This is a genomic window from Porphyromonas gingivalis ATCC 33277 (assembly GCF_000010505.1).
In the GTDB taxonomy this organism is placed as follows: Bacteria; Bacteroidota; Bacteroidia; order Bacteroidales; family Porphyromonadaceae; genus Porphyromonas; species Porphyromonas gingivalis.
In genome coordinates, this window is the sequence record NC_010729.1 from 864,729 (window position 1) to 884,556 (window position 19,828).

Here is a 19,828-nt window from a genome sequence, read left to right on the forward strand (position 1 = left end):
ACTTTATGAAGACAAATATAGTTGATGTTTTTTGCATCATAGATGATTTCTCCAAGCTTTTTGATGAAGCAATCAAGAAAAAGACCCTCGAAGAGGCAGACAAAAAACGCAGGAATAGAAAGTTTAAGATGTCGGACAGTGAGGTCATGACCATCCTGATCCTTTTTCATCTGTCAAGATACCGAGATTTGAAAGCTTTTTATCTTCAATACATCACCCATTCTTGTCGATCCGAGTTCCCACATCTTGTCTCTTATAATCGCTTTGTGGAGCTGCAAAGCAGGGTAGGTTTCAAGCTGATAGCATTTCTCAATATGTGTTGTTTGGGTCAATGTACAGGCATCTCTTTCATCGATTCCACCCCACTGAAGGCTTGTCATATCAAACGAGCTCATGGGCATAGGACAATGAGGGGATGGGCTCAAAAAGGCAAAAGCACCATGGGTTGGTTTTATGGATTCAAGCTACATATTGTTATCAACGACAGGGGTGAAATCATCAACTATCAAATCACACCGGGCAATTGTGATGACAGAGAACCTCTGAAAGACGGAACATTCACCAAGAATCTTTTTGGCAAACTCATTGCCGATAGAGGCTACATTTCCCAAAACCTTTTTGACCGGCTCTTTGTCGATGACATCCACATGATAACCAAAATCAAAAAGAACATGAAGAACTCCCTGATGCATCTATATGACAAAGTTTTATTGAGAAAGAGAGCCTTGATCGAAACGGTCAATGATATGCTCAAAAATGTCTGTCAGATAGAGCACACGAGACATCGCAGTGTCAACAATTTTGTCACCAACCTGATCTCCGGTATCATCGCTTACAACATCCTGCCTAAAAAGCCTGAACTCAATATTGAAATCATCAGAAACCCTAACTTTCCTATTTCCGCTTAGATCGAACTGACGTATTATAAGAAATGATACTTCAAATACGACAAGGGAGTCGAGGTCGTCGATCTGCTATTGAGTCAGAGCTTCCCAAACAAGGGGGAAACGAATTTTGAAGACGCGAAATTGGGAAAACTTCTAAGATTATTTTCATTTCACCTTAATTGGCTATAATGTACTGGTAATTAGCATGTTGTAATGAGCACCGTAGGCCTACGCCGGTCTCCTGCACGGTGCAGGAGAGTATCGTACGTCTACGATCGTTTTTCAATCTCTGCACGGGCTGTCATCACAACCGACATGGTTTCGGAGTTCATGGCTTTCGATAAATTGCTGCATACTTCTTTTTGTCCTTTTTATACGCTGTGTGCTTTGATAGGATTGTGGAAAGTGTTTCTCCATTTCTTGCGGCTGTTACACCTCAGGAAGGAATGCTTGCTGTGTGGAATATGCAAGTGCTTCATATTTGCGGCTTTCAAAGAATTGGGCTACTTTTGGCGGACATTTTTACGCGGTTTTTCAAAGCCAAAAAGACAATAACTCCAAGATAATAAAGAAGAAAATGAACGTATCGATCAAGAATACGGATGCCGTCAATGCCATTGCTACGGTAGCAATCGAGAAGGCTGATTATGCCAACGAAGTGGAAAAAGCTCTGCGTACCTATCGCCAACGTGCCAATGTCCCCGGATTCCGCAAGGGGATGATACCGATGGGTATGATCAAGAAAATGTACGGTAAGGGTGTCAAAGCAGAGGAGATCAACCGCGTAGTCGGTCGTGAACTCTATCGTTATATAGCAGAGAACAAACTCAATGTACTGGGAGAGCCTATGCCTAACGAGGAATTGCAGAAGGAGTACGACTTCGATACCACTGACGACTTTGAATTCGTATTCGACCTGGCTCTCAGCCCCGTGGTGGACGTAGTGGTAGACAAGAGCATTCGTGTACCTTATTATACGATCCAACCCACAGAGGAGATGATCGACCGGCAGATCGAATCTATGAGATCCAGCTACGGACATTCGGTGGAAGCCGATGAAGTGACTGCCAACGATGTAGTGAAGGGGCGTCTCTGTGAATTGGAGGATGGCCAACCCAAAGAAGGTGGTATCTGTGTGGAAGAAGCCATGTTGCTTCCGGCCTATATGAAGGACGAAGAGGAGAAGAATAAATTCGTCGGCGCTGCCAAGAACAGCGTTGTCATATTCAATCCCTCGAAGGCATACAATAATAATGAGTACGAACTTTCCTCCCTCCTGAAAGTGGACAAGTCGGCTATCGGAGAGCATACAGGTGACTTTTCTTTCGAAATCAGCAGTATCTCCCGACATGAAAAGGCTGAACTGAATGAAGAGTTCTTCAAACAGGCTTTCGGCGAGGAGACGGATATCAAAAACGAAGCGGACTTGCGTGTTAAGGTAACCGAAGGTGTTCGCGAGCAATTCACGGCCGAAAGCGACTACAAATTTCTCATCGATCTGCGCCGCGAACTGGAAGCTCAGGTAGGAGAGTTGCAGTTCCCCGATGCCCTGCTGAAGCGCTGGCTGAAACTGTCGCACACGGAGTGGAGTGATGAAGAACTGGAAAAGCAGTACCCTGCAATGATCAAGGATCTGACTTTCCATGTGATCAAGGAAGATCTGGTGAAGAAGAACGACATCGTGGTTACGCCGCAAGAGGTCAGGAATTTCGCCATCATTGTAGCCAAGAATCAGTTTGCCCAGTATGGCATGTCCGCCGTTCCTCAGGATGCTCTCGAACGTTATGCCAATACGATGATGGAGAAGGAAGATGCTCGTCGCAATTTCTTCGACCGTGTTACGGAAAATAAGCTGGCTGCCGCGTTGAAAGAAAAGCTCGATATCGATGCCAAGACGGTTTCTCCGGACGAATTCAACAAACTGATGACCGAACAGCCTGCTTCGGCTGAGTAAATACTCATGTATGGTAGGGATTATGCCTATCGATACATTTTCTCTGATCAAATAAAAGCACTACGGCTTTTAGTACAATAATTTTTATCCACCAGTAAGGCCGGTCTTGCTGGTGGATTTGTTTTTTAAGACTATACAAGACATAAAATAAAAAAGCACCTTTCCTCCCGGAGAAGTGCTCTTTTTCGGTATTTCTATGAAGTCCTACCGACTGCGATCGATTTATCACTTTTATAATGGTTACATCATTAAGACCAAATGGCTTTGGCTAAACAAATGTGTTACTATTACATTGGCAAAGGTATAGCCAGCCATGCATCTCCACAATACCGATTAATAAGTAAAATTATTCTGTAGGCTACCTAACCATATGGCTAAATGGATATGACTTTCAAGATCTTGCCGATGTGAACTAAATAAGCTGACAGTCAAAAAAGTTAATTCAGCTTTTGGTCCATACTTATAGATACTCCTTAGGTTGCATTATAATTTACCGGTACAAGCCTTCGAAAGTATTCATGGTCAGAGCGGCATATAATGATTAAGACATATAAAAATAAATCCATCAGCAAGATTGGCCTTGCTGATGGATAATTGTAGGAAGAGACATACCAAGCGACGAAATCGGCTGCTTGTCTCACTTGGCCGATTTTAGCCACGAGGCTCGCGGTGGTCACGATCACCACCACGACGTTCGAAGTTACGACCTCCTTCGCGTCCTCCCTCACGCCGCTCACGCCGCTCTCTCGGCTGAGGCTCCACGTAGCCTTCCGGTTTTTCCAGTAGCACCTTGCGGCTGAGTTTGAACTTGCCGGTCTTCGGATCTATATCGAGCAGCTTAACGTTGATGGATTCGCCTTCTTTCAGGTTGGTGTCCTCGATGGTCTCGAATCGTTTCCAATCCACTTCCGAGATATGCAGAAGTCCTTCCTTGCCGGGGAGGAATTCGACGAAGCAGCCGTATGGCATCACACTTGTGATCTTGCCCGGATAGGTTTCTCCGACTTCCGGCATAGCCACGATGCCCTTGATCATGCCGATTGCAGCATCGATGCAGGGTTTGTTCGTACCACTGATCTCGATGACACCCATGCCATCTACCTCTTCGATGTTCACTGTGGCACCACTCTTCTCCTGTATGCCTTGGATGATCTTTCCGCCCGGGCCTATGACTGCTCCGATAAACTCCTTGCCGATATGCATCTTCTCGATACGCGGTGCATGAGGCTTGAGGTCATCTCTTGTCTCGGGCTGAGCTTCCATGATCTTGCCGAGGATGTGTAGGCGTCCTTGCTTGGCTTGCTCCAGAGCATTCTCCAAAATCTCATAGCTGAGACCATCCACCTTGATGTCCATCTGCGTGGCTGTAATACCGTCCTTCGTACCCGTTACCTTGAAGTCCATATCGCCGAGATGGTCTTCGTCACCGAGAATATCGGAGAGGATGGCGTAGTTCTTGCCCTGATTCTCTGAGATCAAGCCCATGGCAATGCCGGATACGGGCTTGCGAATCTGTACACCGGCATCGCGCAGAGCCAAAGTACCGGCGCAGACAGTGGCCATCGAGGACGAGCCATTGGACTCCAGAATGTCGCTGATTACACGTACCACATAGGGGTAGTCCGTCGGTATCATACGCTTGAGGGCGCGATGCGCCAAATTGCCATGACCGATCTCGCGGCGGCCTACACCGCGTTGGGGACGGGCTTCACCTGTAGAGAAAGGAGGGAAGTTGTAGTGCAGCAGGAATCGCTCTTTCGTATAATTGAGTACATCGTCCACGAGCTTTTCGTCGCTCTTCGTACCGAGCGTAACGGTCGTAAGCGACTGCGTCTCACCACGAGTGAATATAGCTGAGCCATGCGGGCCGGGCAGGCAGTCGGTCTCGATCCATATCGGACGGATCTCCGTGGCCTTACGTCCATCGAGGCGTTTGCCTTCGTCGAGGATGGCACGACGCATCGCTTCTTTTTCCACATCGTGGTAGTAGCGAGCTATCATTTCGGCCTTCTCGGCAAGTTCTTCTTCCGTATATTGAGCTTTGAACTCTTCCACGATCTTTTCAAAAGCTTCGCCGCGCTCGTGTTTGCCGGTTCCGCTGGTAGCCACCTCATAGGCACGAGCATAGCATTCGTCGTGCACTTTCTTGCGCAGGTCTTCATCGTTTACTTCATGGCTGTATTCGCGCTTTTGAAGTTTTCCTACAGCTTCGGATAGTTCGAGCTGCGCCTTGCACTGTACCTTGATGGCTTCGTGTGCCACGCGTATGCCTTCGAGCATTTCGGATTCCTGTACCTCGTCCATTTCACCTTCGACCATCATGATGTTGTCCATTGTGGCTCCGACCATCAAGTCGATGTCTGCGCGTTCGAGCTGCTCGAAAGTAGGATTGACGATATAGCGGCCGTCCACACGTGCTACGCGCACTTCGCTGATAGGGCCGTTGAACGGTATATCGGAAACGGCAAGAGCTGCCGAAGCTGCCAGACCGGCCAAGGCGTCGGGCATATCCTCGCCATCGGCTGAAAAGAGGATCACATTGACGAATACCTCTGCATGATAATTGTCCGGGAATAGCGGACGAAGGGCACGATCCACAAGGCGGCAGGTCAGGATCTCGTAATCCGAAGCTTTGCCTTCGCGGCGAGTGAATCCTCCGGGGAAGCGTCCGATGGCGGAGTATTTCTCTTTGTATTCCACCTGAAGAGGCATGAAGTCGCAGCCGGGGTTAGCGTCTTTGGCTGCACAAACTGTAGCGAGCAATACCGTATTGCCCATGGTGACTGTCACGGCGCCATCGGCCTGCTTGGCCAATTTACCGGTTTCGATCTTGATGGAACGACCATCTCCCAGATCGATAGTCTTACTTACAACGTTAAGCATAAGTCTTTTTATTTCTAATCTATAACTCTTTAGTATCGTGGGCAAAAGTACACAAAAGGGATGATAAAACGCAGAATAATAAAATAACTCCACTCCATCCCCTTCAGAGCAAAAACCGTGGAGGCAGCCGCTAAGATACAGTGGCCGGAAGCTTATCCTCTGCCTGAGGTGCGAATGAGGGAGGCTATTGATTCGTTCAGCTCCCGATAGTCTTCAGAAAGGCTTTCGATAGAAATAGGCATCCGATAACGCCAGTAGTGATCGGAAATCTCCGGTTTGTTGATCTGTTCGTCCTCGGGCGCAACAATTCCTTGCAACTCACCCGATAGCGACAGCCAATCAGCTAATGGGAAAATAGCCAGCATGGAAGTGGACAGCAGATGCTGCCGAAGGATTCGGCGAGCCGTCTCCGGCGTACATGTCTCCGGTGCAGTACCTTTCTCTCCGAGGATCATGGAATAGTAGTGCCGGCGAAGCAGTTCGTTCTCCTGCCACCAAAGACGCAGAGGCGCCATGTCGTGCGTGGAGGTGGTACATACCGAACAATAGGGCTGCCGACTCATATCGGCAAAGTCCTGTCCCGGCTCTTTGGATATTCTTTCCAAAATGAGGGATAGCAGTTGCAACTGTTCCATTACGACAGGCACCGCAGGGGGTATCATTCCCAGATCCTCTACACAGACGAGCATATCCGTGGAGGAAAGCAGCGGTATCAGCCGCGACAGTGCCTCTTGCTTCCACAGGTCATCGTTCCGCTTGTAGAAGTAGTCGTCCGACAGATGCTGCCAAGCTTTCTTTTCCTCCAAGCTCAGATGAGCATAGCGAAAAGACTTTTCGAAATGGATGCGTGGGTGGAAGGCCCCGGGCTTGCCTGATTCTATTACGAAACATACTTCTGTGGCTACACGCATCAAACCTCTGATCGTGTCCTCTCCTCCGACAACGGCTGTAGGATCTAACGCTGCTATATCGGTCTGATAGAAATTCTTCGTCGCCAGCGTATAATAATCCGAATCGAACGGACGAAGGTATCGACAGCATACTTCGCTTGCATAGCGTCCGAAAATCTGCTTGAGGTCATCTGCATGAACGAGCGGAAGGGAGCAGAATCGGGCATCGAACGGGAAGCCGTACTCCTTTATCTCCTTTTCGGTCATGGCTATAGCTGGATTGAAATGTCCCAACAAGCCCGAAACATGCTTGACAGGGATTTCCCATATACGGAAAAAGCCCAATATATGATCTATGCGGAAAGCCTTGAAGTAGTCGGCCATGCTCTCGAAACGCTTGCGCCACCAGGCAAAGCCGTTTCGACTCATTACGTCCCATCGGTAGATAGGGAAACCCCAGTTTTGCCCATTCTCGGAAAACTGATCCGGAGGTGATCCGGCGGCATGCTCCGTGTCGAACAGGGACGGTTCCATCCACACCTCCACACTATTGGGGCTGACTCCGATCGGTATATCTCCTTTGAGTAGGATCCCTTTTTCTTCGGCATAGGCCGATACGGCATGCAGCTGCTCGTGGAGTAAAAATTGTACGAAGCGATAGTAATTGGTCTCCGTTTTCAGTTCGGGAGATACCGCCATTCGTTCGATTTGGTTTTTCCCCCACGTATATTCAGGCCACAGATGGAGTGGCAGTCCCTCGTACTTGTCGCGCAGATGGCAAAAAGCCGCATATGGATCCAACCAATCAGCCGCTGCTGAGACGAATTGACGGAAAGCTTTCTTGCGCATCACATTCGCCCCTTCCTGTCGATACAGGGCATGCAGAAATTCCTCCTTCAGAGCCAACACAGCCGGATAATCCATTTGCTTGAGTGCCCTCAGTGCTTCGGCCTGCTTCTCCATTTTTGCCATCAGAGCACTATTCTTCAGTCGTGGCAGCGCATCCAAATCGGCATAGATAGGATGGATGGCGATGACCGATACTATATTATATGGATAGGAGTCGCGATAGGAGCGTGTGTAAGTGGTGTCGTTGATGGGCAGGAGCTGTATAATGCGCTGGCCGGTCATTGCCGCCCAGTCCACCATACGGCGGAGTGCACCGAAGTCTCCTATGCCCCAATCCTTGTGGGTGCGCAGTCCGAATAGAGGGATGACGCTACCTGCATAGCGTGGCATATAATCACCCTCGCGGAAACAGAGGCCGGCCAAATAGACGGCACCATAGGCATCCGTCTCTTCGAATCGGTAAGATCTGTTTTCTCCCTCTTCCCAACGGATGTCGGAGCAGTCGTCTTGTCCGGCAATGAAAAACTTATATTCCAAAAGTGGAGGTAATTCATCCTTCTCCAGCGTGATAGACCATTCGCCCTTTCCCAAATGGTGCATGGCGCGGGCTTGCTCCACTGACCAGTTGCCAAGAGCAGGACTATTGCCCGTCATACAGATCTTCTGGTCGGGGTGAACGCATGGAGCATATAGCTGCATGACGACTTTGACGCCCTCCTTCGTTGGTTTCGGGGCACGTTTCAGCTTCTCCTCATGGCGGAAGAAAACATCGTAAAAAGCAGAACTGAAAAAGGGTGCATTTTTCGGTCGATCGATCCAGTAATCGTCCATCAGCACTCGCTTGTAACCATGATCCAATACCAGATGGTGCATGCGTTTCCACTCCTTGCGAATGGCGTTGCCTTCGGCGTCTCTTACCAGATAGTAATACTGTATATCCTTGCGGCGACCGTCTATGATCACACGTCCCTCCCATCTGTCCTCGCCCGTTGCTGTCAGCTCCAAGGCAAGTGCTTCATCCCAATTTCCCAATTCGGCCGAAGAGCCCGATATGCAGAGGCGTTGCCCCCAATCGGCTCGATACTTGATCGAAAAAACTATCTCCATCGTTCTTACGAATATCTCATCTCATTACAGCCGATCGATCAGCCACTTTATCTCCTCATAGGCGTAGGCGGCAAAGCTCCCCAGCCAATGATCGCCACCATAATTGCTATTGAATATCTGCTTCATGCCCTCTTCGTAATGCCGCTTGGCTGCTTGTCGCATCCGCATTCCGATGCCATCATTCGCCGGTAAAGCCCTCGCTATAGCTCCCATACACCACGCTCTGGAAAAGGAAAGTCCTACGAGATGGACTATGTGATAGTCGTTCAGATCGGATACGATGGGAGGTGTACACAGACGTTCCAATCCCTCGGCCGTAAAAAACTGTTCGAACCATTGCCGGTAAGTATCGGCAGGCATGATTCGTCTCATCAGATCGGCTTCTTGCAGCGAAGGAGAAAAGAAGTCCGTGGCATTAGGTTCCCACTCAGCCGGTATGGCTCGGTCTTTGGCGAAGAGGTCCAATGCTTTTTGGCGGAGTGAATCCCGAAAACAGCTGTCTCCCATAGCAACAGCCCAGTCGTAGGCAAAGGCCATGGCGAAAGCCGAGTTGGAGTGCGTACCGATCCTATCGGCGTAGGTCATTTTGGGGAGATGAGCTTTCCACCGCGCTACGATAGTCCGAGAGAGAGGGGACATATGCCGATGCCATTCTGCCGCACGGCTTGCCAAGTGCGAAGGCACGGCAGCATCCTGAGATAGCCGAAGCAATTCCTCATCCAATTTCAAAAGCCAAGCCCATCCGTAGGTGCGCTCGAACGTCGCTCCCCCTGGTCTGTCGAAATAGGCCGCTTCGGTTGCGAGCTTCTCCGCCGTAAACGAATGATCGAGAGCAGCGACGATGCTATCCATCATGGCTATATCGGGTACGATGCGAAGCGTATGTACCAGCATCCAGTGGCTGTGTACGCTGCTGTGCCAATCGAACGAGCCAAAGAAAACGGGGTGCAACTGAGAGGGGGTCAGTCGGGCATCGGCTTCGTCATTGATCACCTGTCCTGTCTTATTAGGGTATTCTGTCGTAATACTCTTGAGTGGCATCCTGACGAGGCGCAGCAGCGTACTCGAATCTTGCGCCGACAAGAGATAAACAGAAAGTAAAAGGGAAATGATGGTGACAATTCTTCTCATAATTTTCGAGGGATAAGCGTACAAATTTAAGACTTTGGCCTGATGAATACCAGTAAACGCTTTATTTCCTCGCTGAAAGCTCGTAGAGTATAATAAAAAGAGTGTGCCGAAGTGCTCACTTCACACTCCGGCACACCCCCCCGTATACCCTTTAGGAAAGGGTGAGAAATAGCTTAGTAAGTCAGCTTCATAGAGCGATTGCCCACTTTGACGATGAACGTTCCGCCCTGGCCTAAGTTGACAACAATAGACCCGTTGCCCGAGTAATCGCTATAAACCAAACGACCACTGAAATCATAAATACTTACAGCCTCGCCATGAACATTGTCGATATGGATATTATCTCCGATAACCTGTACCATAGCCTTGGCCATGCTTACCGAGGGAGTCAGATTCGTGGGAGAAGGACAGACTCCGAAAGATTGGAGCGGACTGAAAGGAGTCGTTTTGTAACCTTGATATTGTACTCCTTGGCCTCCATGCTTCACGGCAGCCACCTGATGGAACATTTCATTCTTGAATACTCGCTCGGGCACATTTACATCGATCGATTCGCTTTCCAAATATCTCTTGAAGAGGAAAGGATCCGGCAGGCTTTCGCCGGCCTTATACTTCTGAGTGATCTTGAGATCATCGACATAGAGATTCTCCGGTGCATATACGGCATATATGCCGATTACCGAACGCTCCGTTCCCTTGGTCAAAGAAACGTTGAATACCTTCCACTGATCGACCAGTCCGTCCGATTCATTCAGATACAGCAGCTCTGACTGCACATAGTCTCCGACAGTCTCGTCGTATTGGAAGAGGGCGATCGCTGCTCGCGTATAGCCTTCCACCTGATTGCCCTGGCCATCGTCGCCGACGTATTTCGTGGCATAGAGCTTCACACTCAAGTCTATCTTCCCGCCTTCTTTGGAAAGATCCAACTCCGGTGAGATCAGGCCTGCATCGGTGTGATTGAAAATGTACTGCCATGCATCCAAGCAGATATAGTCCGTGTAGGGAGCATAGTTAGTCCCTTTCCAACCGGCTTGTGCCAGATCGCTCAGATAAACCTCATCGTACGTATAGGTAGACGGATTTTCTATCGTCCAGCCTGTCAGTTCTCCGGAAGGAGTCTTTATTCCATCGAAGTTTTCGTCGGTAACAAAGAATGCGCCGTCAGCGGCAGCTGTACGCTTGAAGCGAGCGAAATAGTTGTAGCGTTCGGCAGAAGGTACTGCGTTCCATGAAGCGGTATAGGTCACATCTTCTGCGGATGCCGTGAGGTTATTCACCGGATTCATCTTGGGCACTTCGAGATCGAACACCTCCATGGCTTTAGATACGATGGATACATGAGTTCCTTTACGAGCACGTACTTCGTAGTAATAAGTTTTGCCCGACTCGGCATTCGTCACGTTGAAAGTCGTATCATTTACAGCCTGTGCTTGCAACAGATATTCTACATCCGCTCCATTGGCACTGCGAGAATAGACATCCAGCAAATAGCTTTCGGCTTCTGCTACTTTGGTCCAGTTGGCATCGAAGCTACTGCCTTTGTAATTGGTGTGCGGCAGAGCCTTAGGTGTGGATACATACTGGTCGATCTGGTAAACCTCCAAATTGTCGATATAAACGGGATGATCATTCACCACGATATTGAATATCGAATATGAACCACCACCGTAGAAGATCACCTCATAGGTCTGCCACTCCTGAGTAACCGGAGGTAAAGGAAAAGCACCGAGCAGATCCCATGTAGGACTCATATTGAACGTTTCGGCCGCTTCTATCATAATCTGATTGGCCATTCCTTCCGCCGTACGGGCATCGAAGCGAACGATGGCAATGTTCTGATAGCCGGAAACATTGAGCATAGGCGTATTCAGGTGAGAGAAATTCTCTCCATCGGCATTGAGGCAAACAGTACCACCGGCCTGCCATACATTGGCTCCACCCCAACCCTGTTGCTGGGTATAACCCGGTTTGAAGTTAATCCAGGGATATTCGCATTCGCCCGGGAAGGCATAGGTAAGTACCGTATTCAGATCAGGCGCACCTATCGAGCCTGTCGCAAAGCCATGGAAGTCTTCTTTCAAAACACTGACTACTGTGCCGTAATCGTTCTTTGCTTTTTGCATGCTCGGTCGAACCGATATTTCAACTTTCCCAAGGCTGAAACTCGGTTTTTGGGGAGAGGTCACTTTGACCTTTCCGGCAGTTTGCGACGCTGCCGAAATAGTCCTGCCGGCTAACTGGGCAGACATGTCTGTGGCGGCAAACAATGATAATGCCGCCATTAACACAAATAATGTAAATTTCTTACACATAAGTTCTTATATCCGGATTTTGGTGACTACAATCCCGCTTCGGTGTGGCAAAACCCGTGACAATCCACATTGAAGCGAGCTTTGGGTTCCAAATGTATACAAATTCAGGAACATAGAAGGTGCGGCATCAGACTTCTAACCGGTTTGTGCATTCCGGTCTTAATTGCAACGGTTTGACAAATTTAGGATGGAAAACTACGAAATGGAATTCTAAAATTTAGTTTTTTTATATCTGTTATTGAGATTCGTCTCAATTTGATTTGCGAGGTTGTGATATGGAGTATTGGGATGTTCTATATGCGGTTTTCAGGGCTATACTCAAAATAAGTTACCTCAAAGTGCTGTTCGGTGCTCGATACGATTGCCCTGATGCTGACAAGGCTTCTATCGAGTCTCAAAAAGGGAGGTAATTAGCTTTGTGTTTTGATTCAAAGAATGGAGCCAAAAAAGTTTTCAACAACGAAGAAGAGTTTGGAATGATTCTAAATAAGGAGCTAAAAGAGGTGGGGTTGCAAGGTGATAAAGAGGAGAAAATGGATTCTTTCAGCCTTTGATCGGTTTTTCAAGAGGTCGTCGAATGATTTATATATAAATCATTTTCAATTTGTATATAGATCGTTTTCGATTTGTATATAAATCGTTTTCAATAAATATACAGATCGTAAGCAATTTATATATAAATCATAAGCAGAAAAAGTTCGGTTAGAGATATGATAAAACGAAGGCACCCACCGAGTTTGCTATAAAACTCGGTGGGTGCCTTCGTGTATTTGTCGAACTGCCGAAAGCTATTCGGCTTTATGTATCAATAAGCCATGAAGTCTTTTGTAAAGTTCTTATAATGAGAAGTGTACGAACGGACGTGAGCAAATCTATAGAGTAAATGATGGATAGATAAGAAGTCGAAATACATAATTTTTTACTTGGTTATTTGTAGGATGCAAATATAGTAAAAACCTCAATGCCAAGGAATCGTAATACGGGACGGTGGAAATTGCAGCGGTTGACGATACCACTAAGGGTTGTGTTTCTATTTTCCTTTATGTCGTTTTGCTTTCCCTCTTGTTTTTATAGGCCTGCTTTAAGTGATCGATAAGATGATCGGAGAGGATATATTCTCTCCCTTTCGATACTGCATTCTTTTTTCTTGCAGCCTGATTGTACAGCGTTGCAAACACTACGGGATTGTCATAATTGTCAATGAGTTCCCTCATATATCCCTGCTCTTGTATAAGGCTTGCCATATAATAACCGACGGGATGCCCTCCGAAGAGCACAAGATCAGCCACGGGTTTATACTCCCCGTCTTGGGAGGTATTCGGATCGAAAGCGATGGACAGGGAGTCGATTCGGGCTAAAGTATTCGGTGCATTGGCCAACTCTTCTTTATAGGCTTTTACGAACTCCTCGCCGAAGAATTGCATGATTTTGTCGTCGTTTCTTTTTTTGTCAATCAGATCTGCTATTCCTTCGTTCTGGAAAAGGTCGAATGCATTCAAAAAAGAATCTCCGGATGAGCCTTGATAAGCCATTTCGCGATAGTTGTGGAAAAACTCGTGTGCAAATAGGTCTACAAGCTCTTCTTCTTGCATCGAAAGCGCGAGATTCAGGTCAAGGAAAATAGCATGATCGCGTACACTGGCATCGGGAATAGTGGCAATCAGAAAGAGGTCGTTCAATAGCGGATTGGATGACCAGGCTCGTTCGGGTAAGTATTTTTTTGTCTTTTCATTTGCCCTGTACAATAGGGTGAGAAAATCCGTATGCAGAAGAAAACTTTCGGCTTCTTCTCGTTTACGGGCGAGCCGACAGATATTTTGTCTGAGGACAAGAGGCATATTCGTTATTGTAGCAGGATGTTTCAGGATGCTGTCCGCTTCTGCTATCCGGTCAGGATCAAAAGCAAGCAGCATGGCTTCTTTAAGCTCTCTTTTGATCATTTCGCCTTTAGGGTTGTTCAAATACTTCGTGTATCCCATGGTGGAGAACAGCTTTTCCCAGTCCTGTTCGGCTGTTGCTCTACCGGAATGAATATCCTGCCCCAATGAGAGAAATGCCTCTGCTGAACCGGTGAAAACCTTTTGTTTGAAATTCTCGTACTGAGCCGACACAGCGAAGTACGACTCTAAAAGAAGAAAAATGACAATCGTTAGTTTCTGATAGGGCTTCATCCTGCAGTCTTTTTATTTCTGAATCTGTATATAAAGCACTGATATTCTATTTGTTTTTTAGTTCTAAAAAGTAGCTATCTTCCTATTCCGTATCTTTTGAAAACCAATGGAATATGAGCAAATATAATGCCACTTTTACGAATTATCTACGATCTTCTTTATCTACGATCTTCATGTTTTTCGCTGTCGGGATTTGCATTCAAATAATTTGTGTGGTTTTGAAAAAGATACTACTTTTGCATCTGAAAACTGTGAGTAAACGGTTTCTCGGGGTGTAGCGCAGTCCGGTTAGCGCACCTGCTTTGGGAGCAGGGGGTCGTGGGTTCGAATCCCGCTACCCCGACAAAGAATTAAGAAGGCGATCGACTACAAAGTTGATTGCCTTTTTTATTGATGACCGGCTCAGGCGTCAAATCACGAAAGCAAAAGAGGCTGTCCCCATAGAATCAGGGGGCAGCCTCTTCAGGCTCAGTATATTTTGTGTCTCTGATTATTCGGGACGAGAGCAACGGCTATAGAATGTGAGTTCTTCCGGACGGAAAGCGCGCACGTAGCTGTCGATCTTCTCCTGCTCAGCCTGACCGTAACGTAGATATACCTCTGCCGACTGACGGAATGAATCGTCGTCATTGGCAGCCAACATCAGCAGATGGCCGAAGACTGCATGAGCAGTCATCTCTACAAGCCGACGTGCTTGGAAATCGAGTAGCTCTTGGTCTTTCTGTTCTGTTACGAATGCTATCAGTGCTTCGGCACGGTCGGTCATACGAGCCAGAGCCTCTTTCATCGGTTGCAACTCTGGCTTAACTTCTGTCTGCTGGTACTCTTCACGGATACGAGCGATATAAGTGCCTGTCGTGATATGGCGAATGGCTGCTACGACCTGCAACTGTGTGGTACCTTCGTAGATGTTTGTGATACGTACATCGCGGTAGAGACGTTCGCAGGTGTAGTCCTTCATGAAGCCGCTACCACCGTGGATCTGAACACAGTCATAGACATTCTGATTGGCAAACTCGGAGGTCATTCCCTTGCCCATAGGGGTATAAGCATCTGCCAGACGGCTGAAATGCTTCATTTCCGCACGTTCTTCGGAAGTCAATTTTCGTTCGTGGCTGATATCCTCCAGCACTTTGTACATATCGACAAAACGGCTGGTTTCGTACAGCATGGCTCGCGAAGCATCTGCCTTGGCACGAATGAGAGAGAGCATCTCGTAAACGGGAGCAAAAGCAATAATAGGCTTACCGAACTGCTTACGATCGAGGGCATAGGAGTGAGCTTCACGGAAAGCTGCTTCCGACAGACCTACCGACTGTGCCATGATACCCAGACGAGCACCATTCATCAGAGCCATTACGTACTTGATAAGTCCCATCTTACGGTCTCCGCAAAGTTCTGCCTTGGCATTCTTGAAGACCAGTTCGCAAGTAGGAGCTCCCTTAATACCCATTTTGTTTTCCGTACGACGTACCGTCACTCCGCCATCACGATGATCATAGATGAACATAGAGAGACCACGAGCATCAGTGGTACCTTCTTCGCTTCGTGCCAATACGAGGTGGATATGTGAGTCACCATTGGTGATGAAGCGCTTTACCCCATTTAGATACCAGCATCCGTCAGCTTCGGAATAAGTAGCTTTCAGCATGACAGCCTGCAGGTCTGATCCGGCATCCGGTTCGGTCAGGTCCATAGACATGGTCTCACCGGCACAAACGCGAGGAATGAAACGCTCGCGCTGGTCTTCATTGCCAAATTCGTAGAGAGTCTCAGCACAGTCCTGCAATCCCCAGATATTCTCAAAGCCTGCATCGGCACGCGATACAATGTCTGCAGCCATGATATAAGGGGTGATCGGGAAATTGAGACCGCCATAACGGCGAGGCATGGAAATACCCATCAGGCCGGCATCTGTAATAGCTTTGAGGTTCTGCTTCGTGCCGGCTGCATACGCAACGCGTCCGTCATGGAGCGTAGGCCCTTCGTGATCTACGCTTTCAGCGTTGGGTGCTATGATATCGCCACAGATCTCGCCAACGATTTCGAGCACCTGCTCGTAGCTGTCCATGGCATCTTCGAAGTTGAGCGGAGCATAGTCGAACTCTTCTTTCTGCGTATAGCTTCTCTCTTTCAACTCCACGATGCGACGCATCAGCGGGTGATTCAGGTGATACCTGAGCTGCGGGGTGTCTGTATAATAATTAGCCATAATCTTCTCTGTTACTTGCTGTTCTTCTTGTAATAAGTAATCATTTTGGGAATCACTTCTTCGATGGTTCCCGTAATCACGTAGTCGGCAATTGCATTGATAGGAGCATTCGGGTCATTGTTGATGGCAATGATGATAGAGCTTTCCTGCATACCGGCGATGTGCTGGATTTGTCCGCTGATACCGCAAGCGATATAGAGCTTGGGACGAACGGTAATACCTGTCTGTCCGATTTGCATGTCATGATCGGCAAAACCAGCATCTACCGCAGCACGAGAAGCTCCAACTTCTCCACCCAATACAGATGCAAGATCATGCAAGAGGGCAAAATTTTCCTTGCTTCCGACTCCGTAGCCACCGGCAACGACAATGGGTGAAGCCTTGAGGTTGGATTTGCTCGCTTCTATATGACGCTCGATAATGTTTACAGCGAAGTCTTCGGCTTTGACATAATCAGCTACAGAATGACGAACAACTTCGCCTTTGTAATCTGCCGAAAGAATTTCTTTTTTCATTACGCCTTCCCGTACTGTAGCCATCTGTGGACGGCAATCGGGATTGATGATAGTGGCTACGATATTTCCACCGAATGCGGGACGGATCTGATAGAGCAGGTTCTTGTAAACCTTTCCTTCCTTCTTGTCTTCATGATCGCCTATTTCAAGGGAGGTACAGTCTGCTGTAAGACCGCTACCCAATGCGGATGAAACACGGGGACCGAGGTCACGTCCAACAGAAGTGGCACCAAGCAAAGCGATTTGAGGTTTTTCTTCTTCGAAGAACTTCGTCACAATAGAAGTGAAGGGGAGTGTCAGATAATGTTCCAAGCGATCATCTTCGAACACGTGCAATTTATCCACTCCGTAAGGAAATACCTGTTCGGCAACGCCATCAATGGATTTGCCGATAGCAATGGCTTCCAGTCTGCAGCCCAAGGTAGAGGCCAATGAGCGGCCTTTGGTCAGCAATTCGAGACTTACGTCCTGAACGGCGCCGGCCTCTATTTCGAGATATACAAAAAGATTGTTCATGATCTATCTTATCCGATTGTATGATTAGCAATAAGTTCCTGCATCAAAGCTTCAATCTCTCCATCTTCGGGGAGCATTCGTTTTGCTTCTTTGGCCTGGAACACAACACTCTCTATATGTTTCACCTTTGTAGGTGAACCGGACAGACCGCACTGAGCGAGGTCTGCCCCTACTTCTGCGGCACCCAATTCCACAATATGCAAGCCCGGACGTTGGCCAAGGAGTGCTTTGATCTCCTCTGTCGTGTCTTTGGTTTCGGAAGCTGTACGAGCATATTTATATCGCTGGAGCAACTTGGCATTGCGTGGACGACACGGAGCTGAGGAGCCGTTTACCGTTACAACTAAAGGCATTGAAGCGACAACGGTCTCTACACCTCGCTCAAGACGACGCTTGATCTCGATACTTTTGGCATCTATTTTCAGAATATCTTCAGCATAGGTCACTTGCGGAAGTCCGAGTTTCTCTGCCACCTGTGGGCCTACTTGTGCCGTATCGCCATCGATAGCCTGACGACCGGAGATGATCAGATCAGGCAATCCGATATGGCGAATAGCTGTGGCAAGGGCATAGCTGGTAGCCAAAGTATCGGCACCGGCAAAAGCCTTGTCTGTAAGCAAGTAGCCACCATCGGCACCACGATACATGGCTTCGCGTATGATGTCTGCTGCACGAGGAGGTCCCATCGTGAGAATATGAACGGTCGTATCAGGCATAGTTTCCTTGACACGCAGAGCCTGCTCCAAAGCATTGAGGTCTTCGGGATTGAAGATAGCCGGCAAGACGGAACGATTCACAGTACCGTCGGCTTTCATGGCATCCTTACCCACATTACGGGTATCAGGCACCTGTTTAGCAAGAACGATAATCTTCATGAGTGTTTATTTTCGTTTTGAGTTTGAGTATTATCAAAATATGATTGTAGTCTTCGTATTCTAATTCTATATGATTTCCTCTGAATGGTATTATGTCGTTTGTGTACGTGGAATTACTTTGTTTTTGGCTACGGTAGCTACAAATTCTTTCAGGTAGAATGGCTCCCAATAGGCAACATCCTCGTAAGATGAAGTCTCGATACGCGATAACGCAGGATGAAGCATATACAAAGCAAGGGGATGGATGACATTCTCTGAAAAAAGAGCATTGGGATGTGAAAGAAAGGGTCGACACTTTTCAGCACCATCACCAACGAATAAGATGTTACGTCTTTGGAGTTCTTCAGAGAAAGAATTATGGTCTATCACCAAAGGCAGTGTATCAGTAAGGGCTTTACCTTTGGAATCGAAAAGTGCTGTATAAACTTCCATACGTCTGGCGTCGATCATAGGGCAAATCAACCAATCAGGTTGAGACAGTGGTCGTGCAGCCTCAGCAATCAACTCCAAAGTAGGGACAGACACAAGCGGTATTCCGAGTCCAAAGCATAACCCTTTGGCAATGGACGATCCGATGCGTAGTCCGGTATATGATCCGGGACCGGAACTTAGAGCTACTATGGAAGGCTTCGCTCCTAAGCCTGTTGCCTCTGTCAAGACCTCTTGTACGAATACGCCGATGTTAGCAGCATGCGAATTGCCCACATGGCTGACCCGTTGTGAGATAATAGTACCTGCAGCAGCAACCGCCACTGAGCAAACGCGAGTGGAGGTATCTATGAGAAGGAGGGGCGGATGGATATCTGTCATAAACCTTTTTCTGTGCCAAAGTTATCCGCTTTTACGTTACACAACAAATTTTCGGGCTGATTTTTGCACAAAAAACCCATTTCCGTGTATTTTTCTATTGGTCAGAGGCTGAAAAAACATTCTTACAACTGCAAAGGAAACTTTATGACAGTGAGGTAATGAAAAAGGCTGTGTCGTGAGTTTCCTCATACACAGCCTTTTATAAGGGTATTTATTCTTTACAAGGATACTATTTGGTATCCTTACGAGCCGAATAGTTGATATTCAAAGCATCAGCACGACGAAGCTCATATTTTACCTGTTCGAAGATATGCATCTTGGTATCTTTGTCACCTTTGATGGATATTGTCATAAGCTTTTTGCGCTCATCTTTAACCTTGCTTTCCTCTTGTTTAACGTACGTATATACAGCACCCGGATCTTGCGTAATCTGATCATTCAGCTGAATACAAGGCTTGGTCCCGTACATAGTCTGATAAGCCTCATTGGGCTTGCCGATATATACGAATGTAACCAAAGACTTTTCTTCGAGCTTGGTCAATTCAGTCGCTTTAGGGAGGTTATTATACGACACCTTGGGCGTCACCTCACGAATTGTCGTTACCATCATGATAAAGAAGAGGAACGCAAAAACCAAGTCAGGCAAAGACGAGGTATTGAGTTCGGGCATTTCACGCCCGCCGGATTTATTAAACTTTCCCATTTTGTTCCTT

12 protein-coding genes and 1 tRNA gene are annotated in these 19,828 nt (G+C 47.5%); 3 read left to right on the top strand and 10 right to left on the bottom strand.

Translation table 11 applies throughout. The features are described from left to right. The first annotated feature begins 5 nt into the window (after positions 1–5). Both PGN_RS03770 and tig read left to right on the top strand, forming a co-directional pair. Entirely contained in the window at positions 6–908 is a 903-nt protein-coding gene (locus tag PGN_RS03770; RefSeq protein WP_012457521.1) for an IS982-like element IS195 family transposase, read from the top strand. A gap of 556 nt (positions 909–1,464) precedes the next feature. Next, positions 1,465–2,841, top strand: coding sequence for a trigger factor (tig, locus tag PGN_RS03775; RefSeq protein ID WP_039417265.1), 1,377 nt, complete (start codon positions 1,465–1,467; stop codon positions 2,839–2,841). 651 nt (positions 2,842–3,492) lie between these two features. Here the strand turns inward: tig and PGN_RS03780 are convergent. The 5 genes from PGN_RS03780 to PGN_RS03800 all read right to left on the bottom strand — a co-directional run bounded on the left by PGN_RS03780 (position 3,493) and on the right by PGN_RS03800 (position 14,187). Continuing rightward, the gene (locus PGN_RS03780; protein WP_039417263.1) at positions 3,493–5,724 is read right to left on the bottom strand and encodes a polyribonucleotide nucleotidyltransferase; all 2,232 of its coding nucleotides are present in this window, start codon (positions 5,722–5,724) and stop codon (positions 3,493–3,495) included. Positions 5,725–5,876: 152 nt separating this feature from the next. Further along, positions 5,877–8,570 (bottom strand): 4-alpha-glucanotransferase, encoded by a 2,694-nt coding sequence (locus PGN_RS03785; RefSeq protein WP_012457783.1) that lies wholly within the window; start codon positions 8,568–8,570, stop codon positions 5,877–5,879. Positions 8,571–8,594: 24 nt separating this feature from the next. Beyond that, positions 8,595–9,701: a DUF2891 domain-containing protein gene (locus tag PGN_RS03790; protein WP_012457784.1), complete on the bottom strand. Its 1,107-nt coding sequence runs from the start codon at positions 9,699–9,701 to the stop codon at positions 8,595–8,597. A 173-nt stretch (positions 9,702–9,874) separates the two neighbouring features. After that, positions 9,875–12,016, bottom strand: coding sequence for a hypothetical protein (locus PGN_RS03795; RefSeq protein ID WP_012457785.1), 2,142 nt, complete (start codon positions 12,014–12,016; stop codon positions 9,875–9,877). Positions 12,017–13,056: 1,040 nt separating this feature from the next. Then, positions 13,057–14,187, bottom strand: a complete 1,131-nt coding sequence (locus PGN_RS03800; RefSeq protein WP_012457788.1) for a DUF5700 domain-containing putative Zn-dependent protease — start codon at positions 14,185–14,187, stop codon at positions 13,057–13,059. A gap of 268 nt (positions 14,188–14,455) precedes the next feature. Here PGN_RS03800 and PGN_RS03805 point away from each other — a divergent pair. Further along, positions 14,456–14,530, top strand: a tRNA-Pro gene (locus tag PGN_RS03805). A 147-nt stretch (positions 14,531–14,677) separates the two neighbouring features. On the opposite strand, the gene PGN_RS03810 is transcribed toward PGN_RS03805, so the two are convergent. The 5 genes from PGN_RS03810 to PGN_RS03830 all read right to left on the bottom strand — a co-directional run bounded on the left by PGN_RS03810 (position 14,678) and on the right by PGN_RS03830 (position 19,818). Beyond that, positions 14,678–16,399: an Acyl-CoA dehydrogenase C-terminal domain-containing protein gene (locus tag PGN_RS03810; RefSeq protein ID WP_010956124.1), complete on the bottom strand. Its 1,722-nt coding sequence runs from the start codon at positions 16,397–16,399 to the stop codon at positions 14,678–14,680. Between the two features lie 11 nt (positions 16,400–16,410). Beyond that, positions 16,411–17,430: an electron transfer flavoprotein subunit alpha/FixB family protein gene (locus tag PGN_RS03815; RefSeq protein WP_012457789.1), complete on the bottom strand. Its 1,020-nt coding sequence runs from the start codon at positions 17,428–17,430 to the stop codon at positions 16,411–16,413. A gap of 8 nt (positions 17,431–17,438) precedes the next feature. Continuing rightward, positions 17,439–18,305, bottom strand: coding sequence for an electron transfer flavoprotein subunit beta/FixA family protein (locus PGN_RS03820; RefSeq protein ID WP_005873928.1), 867 nt, complete (start codon positions 18,303–18,305; stop codon positions 17,439–17,441). Positions 18,306–18,395: 90 nt separating this feature from the next. Beyond that, entirely contained in the window at positions 18,396–19,115 is a 720-nt protein-coding gene (tsaB, locus tag PGN_RS03825; protein ID WP_012457790.1) for a tRNA (adenosine(37)-N6)-threonylcarbamoyltransferase complex dimerization subunit type 1 TsaB, read from the bottom strand. 229 nt (positions 19,116–19,344) lie between these two features. Then, on the bottom strand, positions 19,345–19,818 hold the full coding sequence (locus PGN_RS03830; protein WP_004585314.1) for an ExbD/TolR family protein: 474 nt from the start codon (positions 19,816–19,818) through the stop codon (positions 19,345–19,347). Positions 19,819–19,828 lie beyond the last annotated feature (10 nt).